This window comes from Nocardioides luteus, from assembly GCF_015752315.1.
GTDB lineage: Bacteria > Actinomycetota > Actinomycetes > Propionibacteriales > Nocardioidaceae > Nocardioides.
In genome coordinates, this window is the sequence record NZ_JADOVJ010000001.1 from 68,569 (window position 1) to 84,846 (window position 16,278).

18 protein-coding genes are annotated in these 16,278 nt (G+C 69.0%); 16 read left to right on the forward strand and 2 right to left on the reverse strand.

The features are described from left to right. The first annotated feature begins 2 nt into the window (after positions 1-2). The 3 genes from HD557_RS00340 (at position 3) to HD557_RS00350 (ending at position 3,667) form a co-directional block, all read left to right on the forward strand. Positions 3-1,070 (forward strand): phosphatase PAP2 family protein, encoded by a 1,068-nt coding sequence (locus HD557_RS00340; RefSeq protein ID WP_008354962.1) that lies wholly within the window; start codon positions 3-5, stop codon positions 1,068-1,070. Between the two features lie 31 nt (positions 1,071-1,101). Continuing rightward, entirely contained in the window at positions 1,102-3,015 is a 1,914-nt protein-coding gene (locus HD557_RS00345) for an acyl-CoA dehydrogenase family protein (protein ID WP_196872416.1), read from the forward strand. A 100-nt stretch (positions 3,016-3,115) separates the two neighbouring features. Further along, a complete protein-coding gene (locus HD557_RS00350) occupies positions 3,116-3,667 on the forward strand; it encodes an AAA family ATPase (protein ID WP_196872417.1) in 552 nt (183 codons plus the stop codon). Between the two features lie 85 nt (positions 3,668-3,752). On the opposite strand, the gene HD557_RS00355 is transcribed toward HD557_RS00350, so the two are convergent. Continuing rightward, positions 3,753-4,244, reverse strand: a complete 492-nt coding sequence (locus HD557_RS00355; RefSeq protein ID WP_008354957.1) for an inorganic diphosphatase — start codon at positions 4,242-4,244, stop codon at positions 3,753-3,755. An 86-nt stretch (positions 4,245-4,330) separates the two neighbouring features. Between HD557_RS00355 and dacB the strand changes: the two genes are divergently transcribed. The 4 genes from dacB to hpt are packed head-to-tail and all read left to right on the forward strand — an operon-like array spanning position 4,331 to position 8,329. Next, positions 4,331-5,710, forward strand: a complete 1,380-nt coding sequence (gene dacB, locus HD557_RS00360; RefSeq protein ID WP_196872419.1) for a D-alanyl-D-alanine carboxypeptidase/D-alanyl-D-alanine endopeptidase — start codon at positions 4,331-4,333, stop codon at positions 5,708-5,710. 24 nt (positions 5,711-5,734) lie between these two features. Next, on the forward strand, positions 5,735-6,787 hold the full coding sequence (locus HD557_RS00365) for a zinc-dependent metalloprotease (RefSeq protein ID WP_231380118.1): 1,053 nt from the start codon (positions 5,735-5,737) through the stop codon (positions 6,785-6,787). Further along, a complete protein-coding gene (gene tilS / locus HD557_RS00370) occupies positions 6,784-7,767 on the forward strand; it encodes a tRNA lysidine(34) synthetase TilS (RefSeq protein WP_196872420.1) in 984 nt (327 codons plus the stop codon). Before HD557_RS00365 ends, tilS begins: the two co-directional genes overlap by 4 nt. Before the next feature lie 10 nt (positions 7,768-7,777). Beyond that, a complete protein-coding gene (hpt, locus tag HD557_RS00375; RefSeq protein ID WP_040754785.1) occupies positions 7,778-8,329 on the forward strand; it encodes a hypoxanthine phosphoribosyltransferase in 552 nt (183 codons plus the stop codon). 18 nt (positions 8,330-8,347) lie between these two features. Here the strand turns inward: hpt and HD557_RS00380 are convergent, their stop codons facing one another. After that, entirely contained in the window at positions 8,348-9,151 is an 804-nt protein-coding gene (locus tag HD557_RS00380) for a hypothetical protein (protein ID WP_196872421.1), read from the reverse strand. A 170-nt stretch (positions 9,152-9,321) separates the two neighbouring features. Here HD557_RS00380 and ftsH point away from each other — a divergent pair, with 170 nt between their 5' ends. The 9 genes from ftsH to HD557_RS00425 all read left to right on the forward strand — a co-directional run bounded on the left by ftsH (position 9,322) and on the right by HD557_RS00425 (position 16,274). Further along, positions 9,322-11,361: an ATP-dependent zinc metalloprotease FtsH gene (gene ftsH / locus HD557_RS00385; protein WP_008354946.1), complete on the forward strand. Its 2,040-nt coding sequence runs from the start codon at positions 9,322-9,324 to the stop codon at positions 11,359-11,361. 10 nt (positions 11,362-11,371) lie between these two features. Continuing rightward, entirely contained in the window at positions 11,372-12,010 is a 639-nt protein-coding gene (gene folE, locus HD557_RS00390) for a GTP cyclohydrolase I FolE (RefSeq protein ID WP_008354945.1), read from the forward strand. Positions 12,011-12,126: 116 nt separating this feature from the next. Then, positions 12,127-12,933, forward strand: coding sequence for a dihydropteroate synthase (gene folP / locus HD557_RS00395; protein ID WP_196876260.1), 807 nt, complete (start codon positions 12,127-12,129; stop codon positions 12,931-12,933). Beyond that, on the forward strand, positions 12,930-13,310 hold the full coding sequence (gene folB, locus HD557_RS00400; protein WP_196872422.1) for a dihydroneopterin aldolase: 381 nt from the start codon (positions 12,930-12,932) through the stop codon (positions 13,308-13,310). The genes folP and folB overlap by 4 nt, the downstream gene beginning before the upstream one ends. Continuing rightward, the gene (folK, locus tag HD557_RS00405) at positions 13,307-13,873 is read left to right on the forward strand and encodes a 2-amino-4-hydroxy-6-hydroxymethyldihydropteridine diphosphokinase (protein WP_196872423.1); all 567 of its coding nucleotides are present in this window, start codon (positions 13,307-13,309) and stop codon (positions 13,871-13,873) included. The genes folB and folK overlap by 4 nt, the downstream gene beginning before the upstream one ends. Positions 13,874-13,955: 82 nt before the next feature. Further along, on the forward strand, positions 13,956-14,393 hold the full coding sequence (locus tag HD557_RS00410) for a DUF3180 domain-containing protein (RefSeq protein ID WP_196872424.1): 438 nt from the start codon (positions 13,956-13,958) through the stop codon (positions 14,391-14,393). 15 nt (positions 14,394-14,408) lie between these two features. Beyond that, a complete protein-coding gene (locus HD557_RS00415) occupies positions 14,409-15,002 on the forward strand; it encodes a hypothetical protein (protein WP_196872425.1) in 594 nt (197 codons plus the stop codon). A gap of 226 nt (positions 15,003-15,228) precedes the next feature. Then, on the forward strand, positions 15,229-15,909 hold the full coding sequence (locus tag HD557_RS00420; protein WP_196872426.1) for a hypothetical protein: 681 nt from the start codon (positions 15,229-15,231) through the stop codon (positions 15,907-15,909). Next, complete coding sequence (locus HD557_RS00425; RefSeq protein ID WP_008354928.1) at positions 15,900-16,274, forward strand: hypothetical protein; 375 nt, start codon at positions 15,900-15,902, stop codon at positions 16,272-16,274. Before HD557_RS00420 ends, HD557_RS00425 begins: the two co-directional genes overlap by 10 nt. Positions 16,275-16,278: the final 4 nt, after the last annotated feature.

Here is a 16,278-nt window from a genome sequence, read left to right on the forward strand (position 1 = left end):
CTATGTATCGCCGCGCTCAGATCTTCCTCGTCAGTAGCGCGCTGATCTTCGGCCTGATCGCAGTCGTGACCGCGCAGATCGTCGACAAGCGCATGCTCGACCCGGAGGGCTTCCTCGGACCGTCCTGGCTCCGGTTGCCCCTCCTCGTCGGAGCCGCCCTGCTCGTCGACCTCGTGCCACGCACGCTGTGGTTGGCGAAGTTCAAGTGGAAGGACATGGGCCCGATCTTCAAGGAGCGGGTCCGCACCCACTGGACCCGTGAGCGCCTGACGCTCGTGGCGATGGGCATCGTCTGCTTCTACCTGGTCTACGTCTGCTACCGGAACCTCAAGTCCTTCCTGCCGTTCGTCGTGCCGGAGACCTACGAGTTCGACCACGAGCTGCACCTGATCGACAAGGCGGTGCTCTTCGGCGCCGACCCGGCGATCCTGCTCCACGACCTCCTCGGCACCGGCTGGGTGGCCTGGTTCCTCTCCTACATCTACATGTGGTTCCTGCCGCTGGTGCCGTTCGCGGTCGCCGCGTGGCTGGTCTGGTCGCGCAACCTGGCCTACGGCTACTGGTTCGTCGCCTCGCAGTGCATCGCCTGGATCCTCGGCACGGTCTCCTACTACTGCCTGCCGACGGTGGGCCCGGGCCTGCAGTACCCCTATCTCTACGCCGACCTGCCGGACACGCCCGCGAGCAGTCTGATGGAGTCGCTGGTCTTCACCCGGCAGCATGTCCTCTTCGACGTCGACGCCAACGTCGTGCAGTCGGTCGGTGGCTTCGCCTCGCTGCACTGCGGCATCACCCTGCTGGTGGCGCTGATGATCCACGCCACGATCAACAACAAGATCGCCCGCTGGGCCGGCTGGATCAACTTCGGCATCACCGTCGTCGCGACCGTCTACTTCGGCTGGCACTACCTCGCCGACGACGTCGCGGGCTGCATGATCGCGCTCGTCGCCTACTACTTCGGTGGCCTTGCGGCCAACCAGAAGTTCCGGCGCAAGGGCGTACGCCGCCTCGTCGCCGAGTCCGAGGCGATCGCCGGGGCCGAGGCGAAGGTCGCACACGAGCTGACCTGATCCGGGCATGATCGGGGCTTAGTCTGGTGGCGTGACCGCCATCGATGCAGCCTCACTGACCGCACTTCTCGACGGGCGATACGCGGGAGTCCGGGAGGACGTACGCAAGTCCCTGATCGAGCGCGCCGACTTTCTCGGCGAGGTTGAGGAGCTGCCGCGGACGGAGTACCGCGAGCGGGTCCGGGAGGTGCTCCTCGACGTCTCCGCGACCGGTCTGACCGGGCTGGGGTTCCCGAAGGAGTACGGCGGCGGCGGTGACGTCGGCGCCTCCATCGCCGCCTTCGAGGAGATGGCCGGTGGGGACCTGTCGCTGCTCGTGAAGTCGGGCGTGCAGTTCGGCCTCTTCGGCGGCGCGATCCTGCAGCTCGGGACCGCCCGTCACCACGACCGCTATCTCGCCGACATCGTCTCCGGGCGCCTGCTCGGCTGCTTCGCGATGACCGAGCACGGACACGGCTCCAACGTGGCCGCCGTCGCGACCGTGGCCACCTACGACCCGGCCACCCAGGAGTTCGTCATCGAGACGACCCGGGAGGATGCGTACAAGGACTACATCGGCAACGCCGCCGCCCACGGCGAGCTCGCGGTCGTCTTCGCGCAGCTGGTCGTCGGCGGCGAGGAGCGCGGGGTGCACGCGTTCGTCGTGCCGATCCGGGTCTCCGGTGCTCCGGCGCCCGGCGTGCGGATCGCGGACGACGGGCCCAAGATGGGGCTCAACGGCGTCGACAACGGGCGACTGTGGTTCTCGGGCGTGCGGGTGCCGCGTACGTCCTTGTTGAACCGCTTCGCCGACGTCACCGAAGCGGGCGAGTACGTCTCCGAGATCGAGTCGGCCGGGCGGCGCTTCTTCACGATGCTCGGCACGCTCGTGCAGGGCCGCGTCTCGGTCGGCGGCGCCGCGATCCGGGCCTCGGAGGTCGCTCTGACGATCGCGGTCCGCTACGCGCTGCGCCGGCGGCAGTTCGAGGCCTCGGCGGAAGCCGAGGAGTCGCTGCTCATCGACTACGGCCAGCACCAGCGCCGGCTGCTGCCGCTGGTCGCGCGGACCTACGCGCTGCGCTTCGCGCAGGAGGTCGTACGCGACGACCTGCACGACGTCTTCTCCGGCGTCACGACCTCCGAGCACGCCCGGCGCGAGCTCGAGTCGCGGGCCGCCGGCACCAAGGCCCTGGCGACGTGGCACGCGACCCGAACCATCCAGGAGTGCCGCGAGGCGTGCGGTGGCGCGGGCTACCTGGCCGCCAACAGGTTCGCGGCCCTGAAGGCCGACACGGACGTCTTCACGACCTTCGAGGGCGACAACACCGTGCTGCTGCAGCTGGTCGCCAAGGGCCTTCTCACCGGTTACTCGAGCGAGTTCGAGGAGATGGACCAGCTCGACCTCGTACGCTTCGTCGCCGGTCTCGCCGTCGAGACCGTCCTGGAGCGCACCGCCGTGCACAAGCTGCTCGAACGGGTCCGCGACGTCGTCCCGATCGCGGGCGAGCGCGAGCCGGACATCCTCGACGCCGACTACCACCTGGCGATGCTGCGCTTCCGCGAGGAGCACATGCTCGCCGGCGTCGCCCGGCGCCTGCAGTCCGGCGTGAAGGCCGGCCGCGAGCCCGGGGAGGTCTTCTCGACCGTCCAGGACCACGTCATCGGGGTCGCTCACGCGCACGTGGAGCGGCTGATCCACGAGGCGTTCCGGGAGAAGGTCCGGGTGCTGCCCTCGGGGCCGGTGCGGGATCTGATGGACACCGTCTGCGACCTCAGCGCCCTCTCGGTCATCGAGGCCGACCGCGCCTGGTTCATGGAGCACGGCCGGCTCTCCTCCGAGCGCTCCAAGGCCATCATCGGCGAGGTCAACCGCCTCTGCCGCGACCTCCGCCCGCACGCGCGGCTGCTCGTCGACGGTTTCGGGGTGCCCGAGGAGCTGCTGCGGGCGAAGGATCTGATCGGCTGAGGGTTGGCTGGGGTGAGCATCCACCGGCACGTCGTACGTGACATAGGCCGCTGACAGTGCGGATCGCCAGCTGAACACCCGCGGGTGGTTGACTGGTCCGGTGGCCAGGCTGATCCTCATCAACGGAATGCCCGGGGTAGGAAAATCGACACTCGCCAGGCGCTTCGCGGCCGACCACCCCGGCACGCTGGTGTGTGACATCGACCTGCTGCGTACGTTCATCAGCGGGTGGAGAGACGACTTCCTCGGTGCCGGTTCCCGGATCCGGCCTGCGGCGCTGGGACTGATTCGCGGATACCTCAGCGAGTCCGGCGACGTGGTGCTCCCACAGCTGTTCGCCAGGGTCAGCGAGCTCCAACGCTTCGAGCGGGCGGCGCACGACGCCGGCGCGGAGTTCGTGGAGGTCATGCTCGAGGCCGTCGAGGACGACGCGCTACGCCGATTTCACGGACGCGATGACGGCAACGATCCCTGGCATCCGATCGTGCGGGAGATCGTGGCGGAGTCCGGTGGCGACGAGCACCTGCGTGCGTACGCCTCCAAGCTGGCCGAGCTGGTGGCGGAACGCCCCGCGACGAAGGTCGTCCCGAGCGTTGCGGGCGAGATCGACGCAACGTACGAATCCTTGCGCGCCGCGCTCGGCGAATGCTGACCGAGTTACCTCGGTGAACATCCACGCCCGCCGACCGAGTCCCCCTTCGACAAGCTCAGGACATCGCCTCGGTCAGCAGACGGACTCAGTGAGCGGTGTTCTTGAACCGGTCGACGGAGGCGGCGATCTCCGACTCCGCGGCGGCCTTGCCGACCCAGTCGGAGCCCTTGACGGTCTTGCCGGGCTCGAGGTCCTTGTAGTGCTCGAAGAAGTGCTTGATCTCGTTGAGCGTCCACTCGTCGACGTCCGCGAGGTCCTGGATGTGGTCGAAGCGGGGGTCGCAGGGGACGCAGAGGACCTTCTCGTCCTGGCCCTTCTCGTCCTCCATGACGTACATCGCGACGGGGCGGGCCTGGACGAGCACGCCCGGGAAGAGCGGGTAGGGGGTCAGGACCAGCGCGTCGAGCGGGTCACCGTCCCCGCCGAGGGTGTCTTCGATGTAGCCGTAGTCTGCGGGGTACATCATGGAGGTGAACAGAACGCGGTCGAGACGAAGCCGATTCGACTCGTGGTCCACCTCGTACTTGTTGCGGGATCCCTTGGGGACCTCGATCAGTACGTCGAACTCCTGCGTCACTTCTCTGCCTCCAGACAAACCCAAAAACGGAATGCCGGACAGTCTGACACCGATCGGCGTCAGACCCGGCATCGAGGAGGATATCCGTGGAGCCTGACACCCCGCCGAAGTGGCCGTCAGAGGAGACGGACGAGGCCCGCGGGAAGCTCGCGGTCGTGGTGCCGCTGGTGCTCGCGCTCCTGGTGGGAGCGGCGGCAGCGGCGTACGCCCTGGGGTGGGTGCGCTATGCCCAGGGAAACGTCGCGCCGACGCCGCCGCCGGCACCGCTGAGCATCGCCACGGTCAGCCCCGCGCCGGTCGCGGGCCAGCAGTCGAGGACCCCCGGAAAGCCTGATCAGGCCGCGCTGCAGCGGGTGATGCGCGAGATGGTCGGCGACAAGCGTCTCGGCCGGCACCTCAAGGCGGCGATCGCGCCGCTCGAGGGCGCGCCGGTGGTCACCCACGGCACCGGAGCCGCCACCCCGGCCAGCGTCACCAAGGTGCTGACCAGTGTGGCGGTGCTGGAGGCGTACGGCCCCGAGCGCAGGTTCGAGACCAGCACCACGCTCCAGGGGAGCACCGTCACGCTCGTCGGGGGAGGTGACGCATCTCTCACCAGCAACGACCTCGACACGCTGGCCGCCGAGACGGCCCGGGAGCTCGGCGCCACCAAGACGGTGAGCCTGGCCTACGACGACAGCCTGTTCGCCGGGCCGGTGCTGAGCCCGACCTGGCGACGCACCTACCTGGGGGAGGAGGTCGGCGGGATCACCGCGCTGCTGGTCGATCACGGCGGGTCCCAGGCGACGGGATACAGCCGCGATCCGTCCCTGCAGGCCGCCGAGCAGTTCAAGAAGGCCCTGGCCAAGCACGGGATCAAGGTCGACGGCAAGCCGGTGCGGGGGACCAAGGCGGGCACCCAGCTCGCGGTACGCCACGGCGACACCCTCCGCGAGATCGTCGAATACACGCTGCAGCACAGCGACAACCAGCTCGCCGAGGTGCTCGCCCGCCACGTCGGGCTGGCAGCCGGCGAGCCGACGTTCGACGGCTCCACCGCGGCGATCACGGCCACGCTGAAGGAGCTCGGCATGGACACCACCGGCCTGGTCCTGCGCGATGGCTCCGGCCTCTCCCGGCAGAACCGGATCCCGCCGACGCTGCTGGTCAGCGCGCTCCAGACCGCCGCCAGCCCCCACCGGCCCGAGCTCGCCCCGGCGATGACCGGTCTCCCGGTCGCCGGCTGGGTCGGCTCGCTCTCGCGCCGGTTCAACTTCGACGCCGAGCCGGGGCGCGGTCGCGTCCGGGCGAAGACCGGCACCCTCACCGGCGTCTCCGGCCTCTCCGGCATCGCGGTCGACGCCCGCGGCACGCCGTTCGTCGTCGTACTCATGGCCGACGGGTTCAAGCCCGAGCAGACCCTGGACGTACGCGACGCCCTCGACGATGCGATGGCGTCGGTCGCGACGTGTCGATGCTCGGCATAGGTTCGGTCGGCTACGGTCGTAGGCATGACCCATCGAGCTGAGGAGCCCAGGCCGTCCGGAGCGACCATGGTCGACTGGGACCTGGCCGTGCGCCTCGGCGCGAAGGTCGCCGGAGACGGCCCGATCGTCTCGCGCAACGAGGCCCGGCAGGCCGTCGAGGAGCTGCGCGAGGACGCCGCGAAGGCGACCGAGTTCGTGCGCGAGTTCACCGGCCTGGACGCGCCCCGCGACACCGCGCCCGTCCTCGTGGTCGACCGCAGGGGCTGGATCCAGGCCAACGCCGACACCTTCGCCCACGTGATCTCGCCGGTGGTCGACCGGATCACCGCGAAGCGCGCGCCGGGTGCCCTCTCCCTGGCGGTCGGCTCCAAGATCAGCGCCGCCGAGGTGGGCGGTCTGCTCGGCTTCATGTCCTCGAAGATCCTCGGCCAGTTCGACCCGTTCTTCGGGCCCTCGGGCCGGCTGCTGCTGGTCGCGCCCAACGCCGTCCACGTCGAGCGCGAGCTCGGCCTGGACCCGACCGACTTCCGGCTGTGGGTCTGCCTCCACGAGGAGACCCACCGGGTCCAGTTCACGGCCAGCCCGTGGATGCGCGACCACCTCTTCGCGCAGATCGAGGGCCTCTCCGAGGCGATGGACCCGTCCTCGATCTTCGACGGCGGCCTGCAGCGCGTCTCCGAGGCGCTCAAGGGCAACGGCAGCATCGTCGACGCCTTCGCCAAGCCCGAGCAGAAGGAGATCATCGACCGGGTCACCGGGATGATGTCGCTGCTCGAGGGCCATGCTGACGTGGTCATGGACGACGTCGGCCCCGGCGTGATCCCGAGCGTCACCACGATCCGCAAGGCGTTCAACAAGCGCCGCCAGGGCATCGGCGTGCTCGACCGCCTGCTCCGCCGCCTCCTCGGCCTGGAGGCCAAGATGGCGCAGTACCGCGACGGCGCGAAGTTCGTACGCCACGTGGTCGACCGGGTCGGCATGGACGAGTTCAACGCCGTCTTCGCCGGCCCCGAGAACCTCCCGTCGAAGGCCGAGATCGTCGAACCGGACGCCTGGGTCACCCGCGTTCTGGCATGAGTCTCCACCCCTCGATCGCAGCCGTACGCCGCCCCGTCCGCGCCACGCTCGAGCAGCTGGAACCGGGCGACAAGGTGATCGTGGCCTGCTCCGGGGGAGCGGATTCGCTGGCGCTGGCGTCCGCGGCGGTGTTCGAGGGCCACAAGCTCGGGCTGCACGTCATCGGTGCGACCGTCGACCACGGGATGCAGGAAGGCAGCGACGCCCAGGCGAGCAAGGTCATCGCCCAGCTCGCCGAGATGGGCGTCGACGAGACCGTCACCGCGACCGTCGAGGTGAAGGCCGACGGCGAAGGCCCGGAAGCAGCCGCCCGGCAGGCTCGCTATGCGGTCCTCGACCAGCTCGCCGAGCGCCTCGACGCGAGCGTGATCCTGCTCGGCCACACCCGTGACGACCAGGCCGAGACCGTGCTGCTGGGGCTGACCAGGGGCTCGGGCGCCCGCAGCCTCTCCGGGATGCGCGCCGCCTTCGACCGCTATCGCCGTCCGCTCCTCGGGACCACCCGGATCGACACCGAGACCGCCTGCCAGATCGAGGGCCTCGACGTCTGGCAGGACCCGCACAACCGCGACTTCGCCTACACCCGCGCGCGCATCCGTCACCGGGTCCTGCCCACGCTCGAGGAGGATCTGGGGCCGGGGGTCACCGAGGCGCTGGCCCGCACGGCCGAGCAGCTCCGCGAGGACGCCGACTTCATCGACGACATCGCCGAGTCGATGCACCGCGAGCTCGGCGGAACCCTCCCGGTCGAGACGCTGGCGCAGTATCCGGCCGCCGTCCGCACCCGAATCCTCCGGATCGCCGCCCTCGCGGCCGGCAGCCCGCCCGCGGAGCTCACCCGCGACCACGTCAAGGCCGTCGACGAGCTGATCACCGGCTGGCGCGGGCAGCGCTGGATCGACCTGCCGGGACACATTCGGGCGCGTCGTACGAACTCTTCGATCGTCTTCGAATCAGGCCCTTTCCCCACCAGCATTTAGAGTGGCGCTCATGGACACCGAGTACGTCGGCGACGACCTCGTGAAGACCCTGTTCACCCACGACGAGATCCAGGCGAAGGTCGAAGAGCTGGCCCGCCGGATCGAGAAGGACTACGAGGGCGAGGAGCTCCTGATCGTCGGCGTCCTGCGGGGCGCGGTGATGATCATGGCCGACCTCGCGCGCGCCCTGAACCGCCACGTCGAGATGGACTGGATGGCGGTGTCGTCCTACGGCTCCGGCACCAAGTCGTCCGGTGTGGTGCGGATCCTGAAGGACCTCGACACCGATGTCACCGGCAAGCACGTGCTCGTCGTCGACGAGATCATCGACTCCGGCCTGACCCTGACCTGGCTGACCTCCAACCTCAACAGCCGCGGCCCGGCGAGCCTCGAGATCGTCACCCTGCTGCGCAAGCCCGAGGCGGTCAGCATGCCGGTCGACGTGAAGTACGTCGGTTGGGACATCCCCGACGAGTTCGTGGTCGGCTACGGTCTCGACTTCAACGAGAAGTACCGCAACCTCCGCGACATCTCGACCCTCGCCCCGCACATCTACAGCTGAGCGGGGCCGATCGGTCCGTCAGCGCGTGGGCCGGATGCTGGCGATCACTCTCACCAGGGTCGCGTCGCTGTCGGCGCCGTCGACATCACGGCCGGCGACCATCACGAAGAGCGCGGTCTTCCCGGCTGCGCGGGGCACCGACACCACGGTGACCTCGAGGGTCGGCACCGCGCACTCCGGGTCCACCGGGGTCGTCGTGGCGGTCACGGCCGTCGCGGTGGTCCTGCCGCCGTCGACCTCGACCGGTCGGGGATCGCCCAGCGATCCGGTCGGGGTCTTGCCGTCCTCGCTCTGACCTGCCGAGACGGCCCAGTGGGTCGCGGTGGCCTCGATGGTCCCCTTGTCGGACCTCGACCCCGGCGTGACGAAGCCGACCAGGGTGTGCGAGCTGCCCGGACCGCACCAGTCGTCCCCGCCGAAGGCGACCCCGTGCATGATCGCCTGCACCTCGCCCTCGCTCGACTCGAACCCGGCGAGCGTCTCGGGGCCCGGCCTCCAGCTGCCGGGTACGTCGTACGCCATCGCGTCCTTGGCCGAGGTCACCGACTGCCACGGACCGGTGGGCTGGGCCATGCTCGGGGTACCCGAGGGACCGGCGGGACTCGGCGTAGCGGCCGCCGAGGTCCCCGGCGCCGCCGACGTGCTGGGCGCCGTCGGAGGTGGTACGTCGCCCGCCGGCTGCGCCACGAGCCGCCAGGCGAGCACGCCGGCAGCCGCCACGAGAACGACCAGGAGCACGAGCAGCGCTACGACGATGATCACGGCGAGACGGCTGCCGGAGCCACCGGTCGGACCCGGTGTCGAGGCTTTACTTTCGGCCATGGCGACACAGTAGGACGGTTTCGCCCCGGCGCCTCGCCGGATCGCCGCTTTCGCTGATGGCAGAACCGCTCAGGTGGGTTCGGGCACGATTTGGCGTGTACCGTCGTTCTAAATGACGAGCACGCTCCCCGGCGTGCGATGTCTGACCCCGTAACGGTTGAAAGAAGCCTGTGAAGCGCATATTCAAAGGTCCCTGGCTGTGGATCATCCTGGCAGTGCTCGGTGTGATCCTGGCTCTGCAGTACCTGGCCCCTCGCAACGGCGGCGACGAGATCACCACCAGCGAGCTGACTGAATACATTCAGAAGGACCAGGTCAAGGAGATCACGTTCGTCGACGGCGACCAGGAGATCAAGGCGACCCTGACCAAGGACGCACGCAAGGGCAGCGCCGAGGTCACCACGTCGTGGGTCGACGGCGACCAGGAAGCGCTCATCGAGATGGTGCGCAAGACCGAGGCCGAGGGTGACAACCTCAAGGAGTTCAACTCCGAGGTGGCCAAGCCCTCCGTGCTCGGCTCGATCCTGAGCTTCCTGCTTCCGTTCGTGCTGATCATCGTGCTGTTCCTGTTCCTGATGAACTCGGTCCAGGGCGGTGGCGGTCGCGGGGTCATGCAGTTCGCCAAGTCCAAGGCGAAGCTGATCACCAAGGACATGCCGAAGACGACGTTCGCCGACGTCGCCGGTGCGGACGAGGCGGTCGAGGAGCTCCAGGAGATCAAGGAGTTCCTGCAGGAGCCGGCCAAGTTCCAGGCCGTCGGCGCCAAGATCCCCAAGGGCGTGCTGCTCTACGGCCAGCCCGGAACCGGTAAGACCCTGCTCGCGCGAGCCGTCGCGGGCGAGGCCGGGGTGCCGTTCTACTCGATCTCCGGTTCGGACTTCGTCGAGATGTTCGTCGGTGTCGGTGCGAGCCGTGTCCGCGACCTGTTCGAGCAGGCCAAGGAGAACGCTCCCGCCATCGTCTTCATCGACGAGATCGACGCCGTCGGCCGTCACCGTGGTGCCGGCATGGGCGGCGGCCACGACGAGCGCGAGCAGACGCTCAACCAGCTCCTCGTGGAGATGGACGGCTTCGACGTACGCGGCGGGGTCATCCTGATCGCGGCCACCAACCGTCCCGACGTGCTCGACCCGGCGCTGCTGCGCCCGGGCCGCTTCGACCGCCAGATCCAGGTGGACGCTCCCGACCTCGCCGGTCGCGAGAAGATCCTGCAGGTCCACGCCCGCGGCAAGCCGCTGGCCGGCGACATCGACCTCGACTCGGTCGCCCGACGGACCCCCGGGTTCTCCGGTGCCGACCTGGCCAACGTGCTCAACGAGGCCGCGCTGCTGACCGCTCGCAGCGACCAGAAGCTGATCACCAACAAGGCTCTCGACGAGGCCATCGACCGCGTGATCGCGGGCCCGCAGAAGCGCACGCGCCTGATGAGCGAGCAGGAGAAGCTCATCACCGCCTACCACGAGGGTGGCCACGCTCTGGTCGCCGCGGCGCTGCCGGGGCCGGACGTGGTCCAGAAGATCACGATCCTGCCGCGCGGCAAGGCGCTGGGCTACAACCTGGTCATGCCCGACGACGACCAGTACAGCCAGACCCGCTCGTCGATGCTCAACAAGCTCTCCTACATGCTCGGCGGCCGTGCCGCGGAGGAGCTCATCTTCCACGACCCGACGACCGGCGCCGGCAACGACATCGAGAAGGCGACCAACCTCGCCCGCGCGATGGTCACCCAGTTCGGTATGACCGAGCGCCTGGGTGCGATCAAGCTCGGCGAGTCCAACGGCGAGCCGTTCCTGGGGCGCGACATCGGCCACCAGCGCAACTACTCGGAGGAGGTCGCGGCCATCGTCGATGACGAGACCAAGAAGCTCCTCGCGACCGCTCACCAGGAGGCCTTCGACATCCTCGAGGAGAACCGGGACGTCCTCGACAACCTGGTCCTGCAGCTCCTGGAGAAGGAGACGCTCTCCAAGCAGGAGGTCGCTGAGATCTTCGAGCCGCTGCGCCGCCGCGACCCGCGTCCGGCCTGGACCGGCTCCGACACCCGCCGCCCCTCGGACCGCCCCGCGGTCGAGATCCCGCAGTGGATCGTCGAGCGCGACAAGGCCGCGGTTGCCAAGGCGATTCGTTCCGCCTCACAGAAGTCCGCCAACGGTGTCGACCTCAGCAAGCCGACCGAGGCCGGCTCGCCCGAGGCCACCCCGCCCGCCTGATACGGAACACATGTCCGAGACCTTCGATGATGTAGCGCCCGTCCACGTCCCCGAGCGGGACGTGGCGGACGTTCCTCCGTTCGACCAGAAGCGGGCCGAGGCGGCCGTGCGCGAGCTGCTCTACGCGATCGGGGAGGATCCCGACCGCGAAGGGCTGCTCGAGACCCCCGCCCGGGTCGCCCGCGCCTACCAAGAGGTGACCCGAGGGCTCCACCAGGAGCCCAAGGACGTGCTCACCACGACCTTCGACCTCGGCCACGACGAGATGGTCCTGGTCCGCGACATCGAGCTGTGGTCGATGTGCGAGCACCACCTGGTGCCGTTCACCGGCGTCGCCCACGTCGGCTACATCCCGGCCGAGTCCGGCAAGATCACCGGCCTCTCCAAGCTGGCCCGGCTCGTCGACGTCTACGCGAAGCGACCGCAGGTGCAGGAGCGGCTCACCACCCAGGTGGCCGACGCTCTCACCGAGATCCTCGAGGCCCGCGGCGTCATCGTGGTGATCGAGGCCGAGCACCTGTGCATGACGATGCGCGGCGTCAAGAAGGCCGGCGCCCGCACGATCACCAGCGCCGTACGCGGCACGATGCGCTCCAACGCCACCACCCGGGCCGAGGCGATGGCCCTGATCCGGGGCGGAACCAGGTAGCAGCCCCTGGGTAGGGTCGTCCCCGTGAACGAGCGCCAGCGAGTGAATCATGAAGTCATCACGCGGCCGCGTCCGTATTCTGGCGCTTGCGCTACGGAGGTGGCCGCGTGAAGGTCATGGGGATCGTCAACGTCACGCCCGACTCGTTCAGCGACGGCGGACGGTTCTTCGCGACCGATGATGCGGTGGCCCATGGCCACACGCTCCTGGAGCAGGGCGCGGACCTGCTCGACATCGGCGGCGAGTCGACCCGGCCCGGAGCGACCAGACCGCTGGTGGCCGACGAGCTGGCGCGGGTGGTGCCGGTCATCGAGACGCTGGCCGCGGAGGGGGCGACCCTCTCGGTCGACACGATGCGTCCCGAGGTCGCGGAGGCGGCGCTGAAGGCCGGGGCCAAGATCATCAACGACGTCTCGGGCGGTCTGGCCGACCCGGGGATCCTGAAGGTGGCGGCCGACCACGGTGCGACGTACGTCGTGATGCACTGGCGCGCGCACGGCGCGGAGATGCAGCACCAGGACCATCTCGTCTACGCCGACGGCGTGGTCGCCACGGTGAAGCAGGAGCTGGAGCAGCGGATCGAGGCGGCGCGGGCAGCGGGGATCCAGGACGACAACATCGTGATCGACCCGGGCCTGGGCTTCTCCAAGACGGCCGACGACAACTGGCGGCTGCTGGCCGGGGTGGAGGAGTTCCACAAGCTCGGCTACCCGGTGCTCATCGGAGCGAGCCGTAAGACTTTCCTCGGCCGCCTGCTGGCTGCCCCCGACGGCACGCTGCGTCCGGTGACCGAGCGGGAGAGCGCTCATGACGCGATCACCGTGTTCCTGGCGCAACGCGGTGTCTGGGCGACACGTGTTCATGACGTACGTGCTGCCAAGGACGCCCTTGCGGCGGCAGCGAAATTGGGGAGTATTCGATGAACATTGAGGAACCTGCCGACGAAATCCAGATCCTCGGTCTGGAGTGCTACGGACACCACGGGGTGTTCGACTTCGAGCGCCGTGAGGGGCAGAAGTTCATCATCGACCTGGTCATCGGCACCGACTCCCGCAAGGCGGCGGAAACGGACGACTTGCAAGACACCGTGGATTACGGAAGTCTCGCGATGGCGGTCAAAACCAATGTTGAGCGCGACCCGGTGGACCTCATCGAAACGCTTGCCCAGCGGATCGCGGACATTTGCCTTGCAGACATCCGCGCACTTTGGGTACGTGTTACGGTTCACAAACCGGGGGCGCCTATCGAAGCGACGTTCAAAGACGTCACCCTGACGATCACCCGGAGGCAGAGCACGTGACAGAGGTACCCAACCCGTACATCATCGACGCCGACACGCTCACCGGGGAGATGCGGCCGATCCGACGGGCGGTGCTGTCCTTGGGCTCCAATCTCGGGGACCGGTTGGCAAATCTGCAGGACGCGTTGAACACGCTCGCCGAGACCCCGGATGTCTGGGTGACCACGATCTCGCCGGTGTATGAGACCGAGCCGGTCGACTCGCCCGAGGGTTCCGACCTCTATCTCAACGCCATCGTCCTGGCCGACACCACGCTCACCCCGACGCGCCTGCTCGAGCGTGCGCTCACCATCGAGGACGCCTACGGACGCTCGCGCAGCGGCATCTTCAACGAGCCGCGCACGCTCGACATCGACGTCATCTCGGTCGGCGACAAGATCCTCGAGGAGGAGTCGCTGACCCTGCCGCACCCGCGTGCTCACCAGCGTGCCTTCGTGCTCAAGCCGTGGCTCGACCTGGAGCCGAGCGCCGACCTTCCGGGCGTCGGTCCGATCGCCGAGCTGCTCGAGCAGTCGGACCAGACCGGCATCACCCGCCGCGACGATCTCGTCCTCGAGCTCTGAGCCGGATCTGAGCACGACACCGGAGGACCCCGACCGGGGTCCGGAGAAGGATCCCGTCGACGACGAGCGCCGGCTCCGCCCGATGTCGGGCGGAGCGATCACGGCATGGGCGGTCATCGGAATCGTCGGCGGCTGGCTGGCCCATCCGGTGCTGGAGGCCTGGCTCGGAGTCGCCCCGGTGGTCACCTGGGCGCAGCCGTTGGTGCTGCTGCTGATCGCCGGAGTCCTGGGCGTGACCGCCTGGATCACGCACCGTCAGCTGCAGGTACGCGGCGAGCGGATCGAGGCTCATCAGGCGGTCAACCGGCTGGTGCTCGCCCGTGCCTGCACCCTGGTCGGTGCGCTCCTCGCCGGGGGCTATCTCGGCTACGCGGTGAGCTGGCTGGGCTACGACGCCAGCACCGCGGCGGGCGAGCGACTGGTGCGCTCGGCCCTCGCGGCGGTGGCCGGCATCGCGATCGTCATCGCCTCGCGACTCCTCGAACACGCGTGCCGGGTCCGCAAACAGGATGAAAACTAGCCGTACCGTGGAAGCATGCCATCCCCATCCGCAACTTCAGTCACACGCAGGCGTCAGCGCAGCACACGCCTGACGGTCGCTGTAGCCCTGCTGGCGCTGGCCGCCATCACGATCACCGCCGCGGTGGCCTCCGGGTCCTGGCTGGTCGTCGTGCTCGCTGCCGTTCTCGGGCTCGCCTGTGGCGCTGCCGCTACCAAGATCACCCACTCCGAGCTTCTCCAGACCCGTCGCGACTGGGCGCGTGACCGCGCCGAGCAGGCCCAGGCCTACCGCGTCGAGTCCGAGAAGCGCGCCGAGGAGAACGCCGAGTTCCGCGCGCACATGGACGCCAAGCTCGCCGACCGTGTCCAGGCCGTCGAGGAGCTCGAGGCCGCTCTGGCCGCTGCTCACCAGCGTGCCGCCGACGCCGTCCGCCGTCGTGGCGAGGAGGCCCGCCGGGCCGCCCAGGCCGAGGTCCGCGGTGAACAGCTCGAGGCCCGCCTCCAGGCGGTCGAGGCCGACGCCGCCGAGGCGGCCATCCGGGTCGCCGAGCTCGAGTCCGAGCTGGACGCCGTTCGCGCCGAGCTGGAGGCCGAGCGCACCAGCTGGACCCGGGCTCAGTCGGCCTGACCGGCGCCCCACCCACAGATGTACGGATGGTGACGAAGCGCCAACATCGTCACCGCCCACCAGCCTCCCCACGCGTGAAAGAACGCCGCGACGGCCAAATCGATACTCGGGCGGGTAACTGTCGGGCTGCTCGCTCGTTATGATTTTTCCGAACGGGTAACGCGACCGTCGGGTCTCCGCGCTCTGCGGCGACACTTCGACACGGGTCGCTGGAAAGGGGAAGCCGGTGACGTTGATCGCCGAACGGGCAGTCACGATCACTGAAGGCCTCGCCTACCTACGCGATCTGATGGCCACGTACGCGAAGAGGACGCCGGTGACCTCGGTCGCCGTCCTCGGGAATGCTCCTCTGGGGCCCAGCGACGCCCGGGCCGACGCGATCGACGACTCCGATCTCGTCATCCGGGTCAACAGCTTCGTGCTGGACGTCCCCGGTGAACCGCGCTGTCAGGGATCGCGGGCAGACGTCGTGATCTGGAACCGGATCACCCGCCCGACCCGGTTCACCTTCGACCGCTACCGCGAGCGCCTCTATCTCCTCGCGGAGCCCATGCGCTTCCACGGCCGCCCCGAGGTGTGGCCGATGTCGTGGCCGCCCGACCTGGGTTTCCTGCCTCTCCCCAACGCGGAGGTGCTCCCTCGTATCGGTGACGAGCTCGACATCCCCTGGCGGACCGAGAAGCTGGCGCCGACCACCGGCTTCACCGCCGCGTGGCTGGCCTTCCACCTGTTCCCGGAGTCCGAGATCAGGATGTCCGGGTTCTCGTTCATCGACAATCCCGGCCAGACCGAGTGGATCTACCAGGTCGGCGGGTCCTCGCCGGTGGCTCCGGAGCACCGGATCGAGGCAGAGGCGCGTGTGATGACTGACTGGCTCAAGGAGGAACGGGTGTCTCTATGGCGTTGAAGCGACTGCGCGGCGAGGTCATCAAGAAGGTCCGGTCCGCTGCCGAGGCGGAGGAGTCGCGGGCCATCATCGAGGAGCTGCGCGCGATCACCGATCGGCAGCGGGTACGCATCGGAGACCTCGAGCGCGAGCTTGCTCGGGTGAGCCCGCAGGTCGCTGCTCTCGAGGCGCGCCTGGAGACCCTGCGCGACACCGTGGAGCGGGGCAACATCGCAACGACCGCCGCGGCGGGCGGCGACGTCGACACCGCCGCGATCTGGGCCGAGATCCAGCGTCAGCAGGAGCAGGTGCGCGCCCGCATCACCGCAGCCATGCGTTTCGAGGAACGGCTGCGACGGCTCGAGGACGGCAACCGCGTTGGCTGAGAGC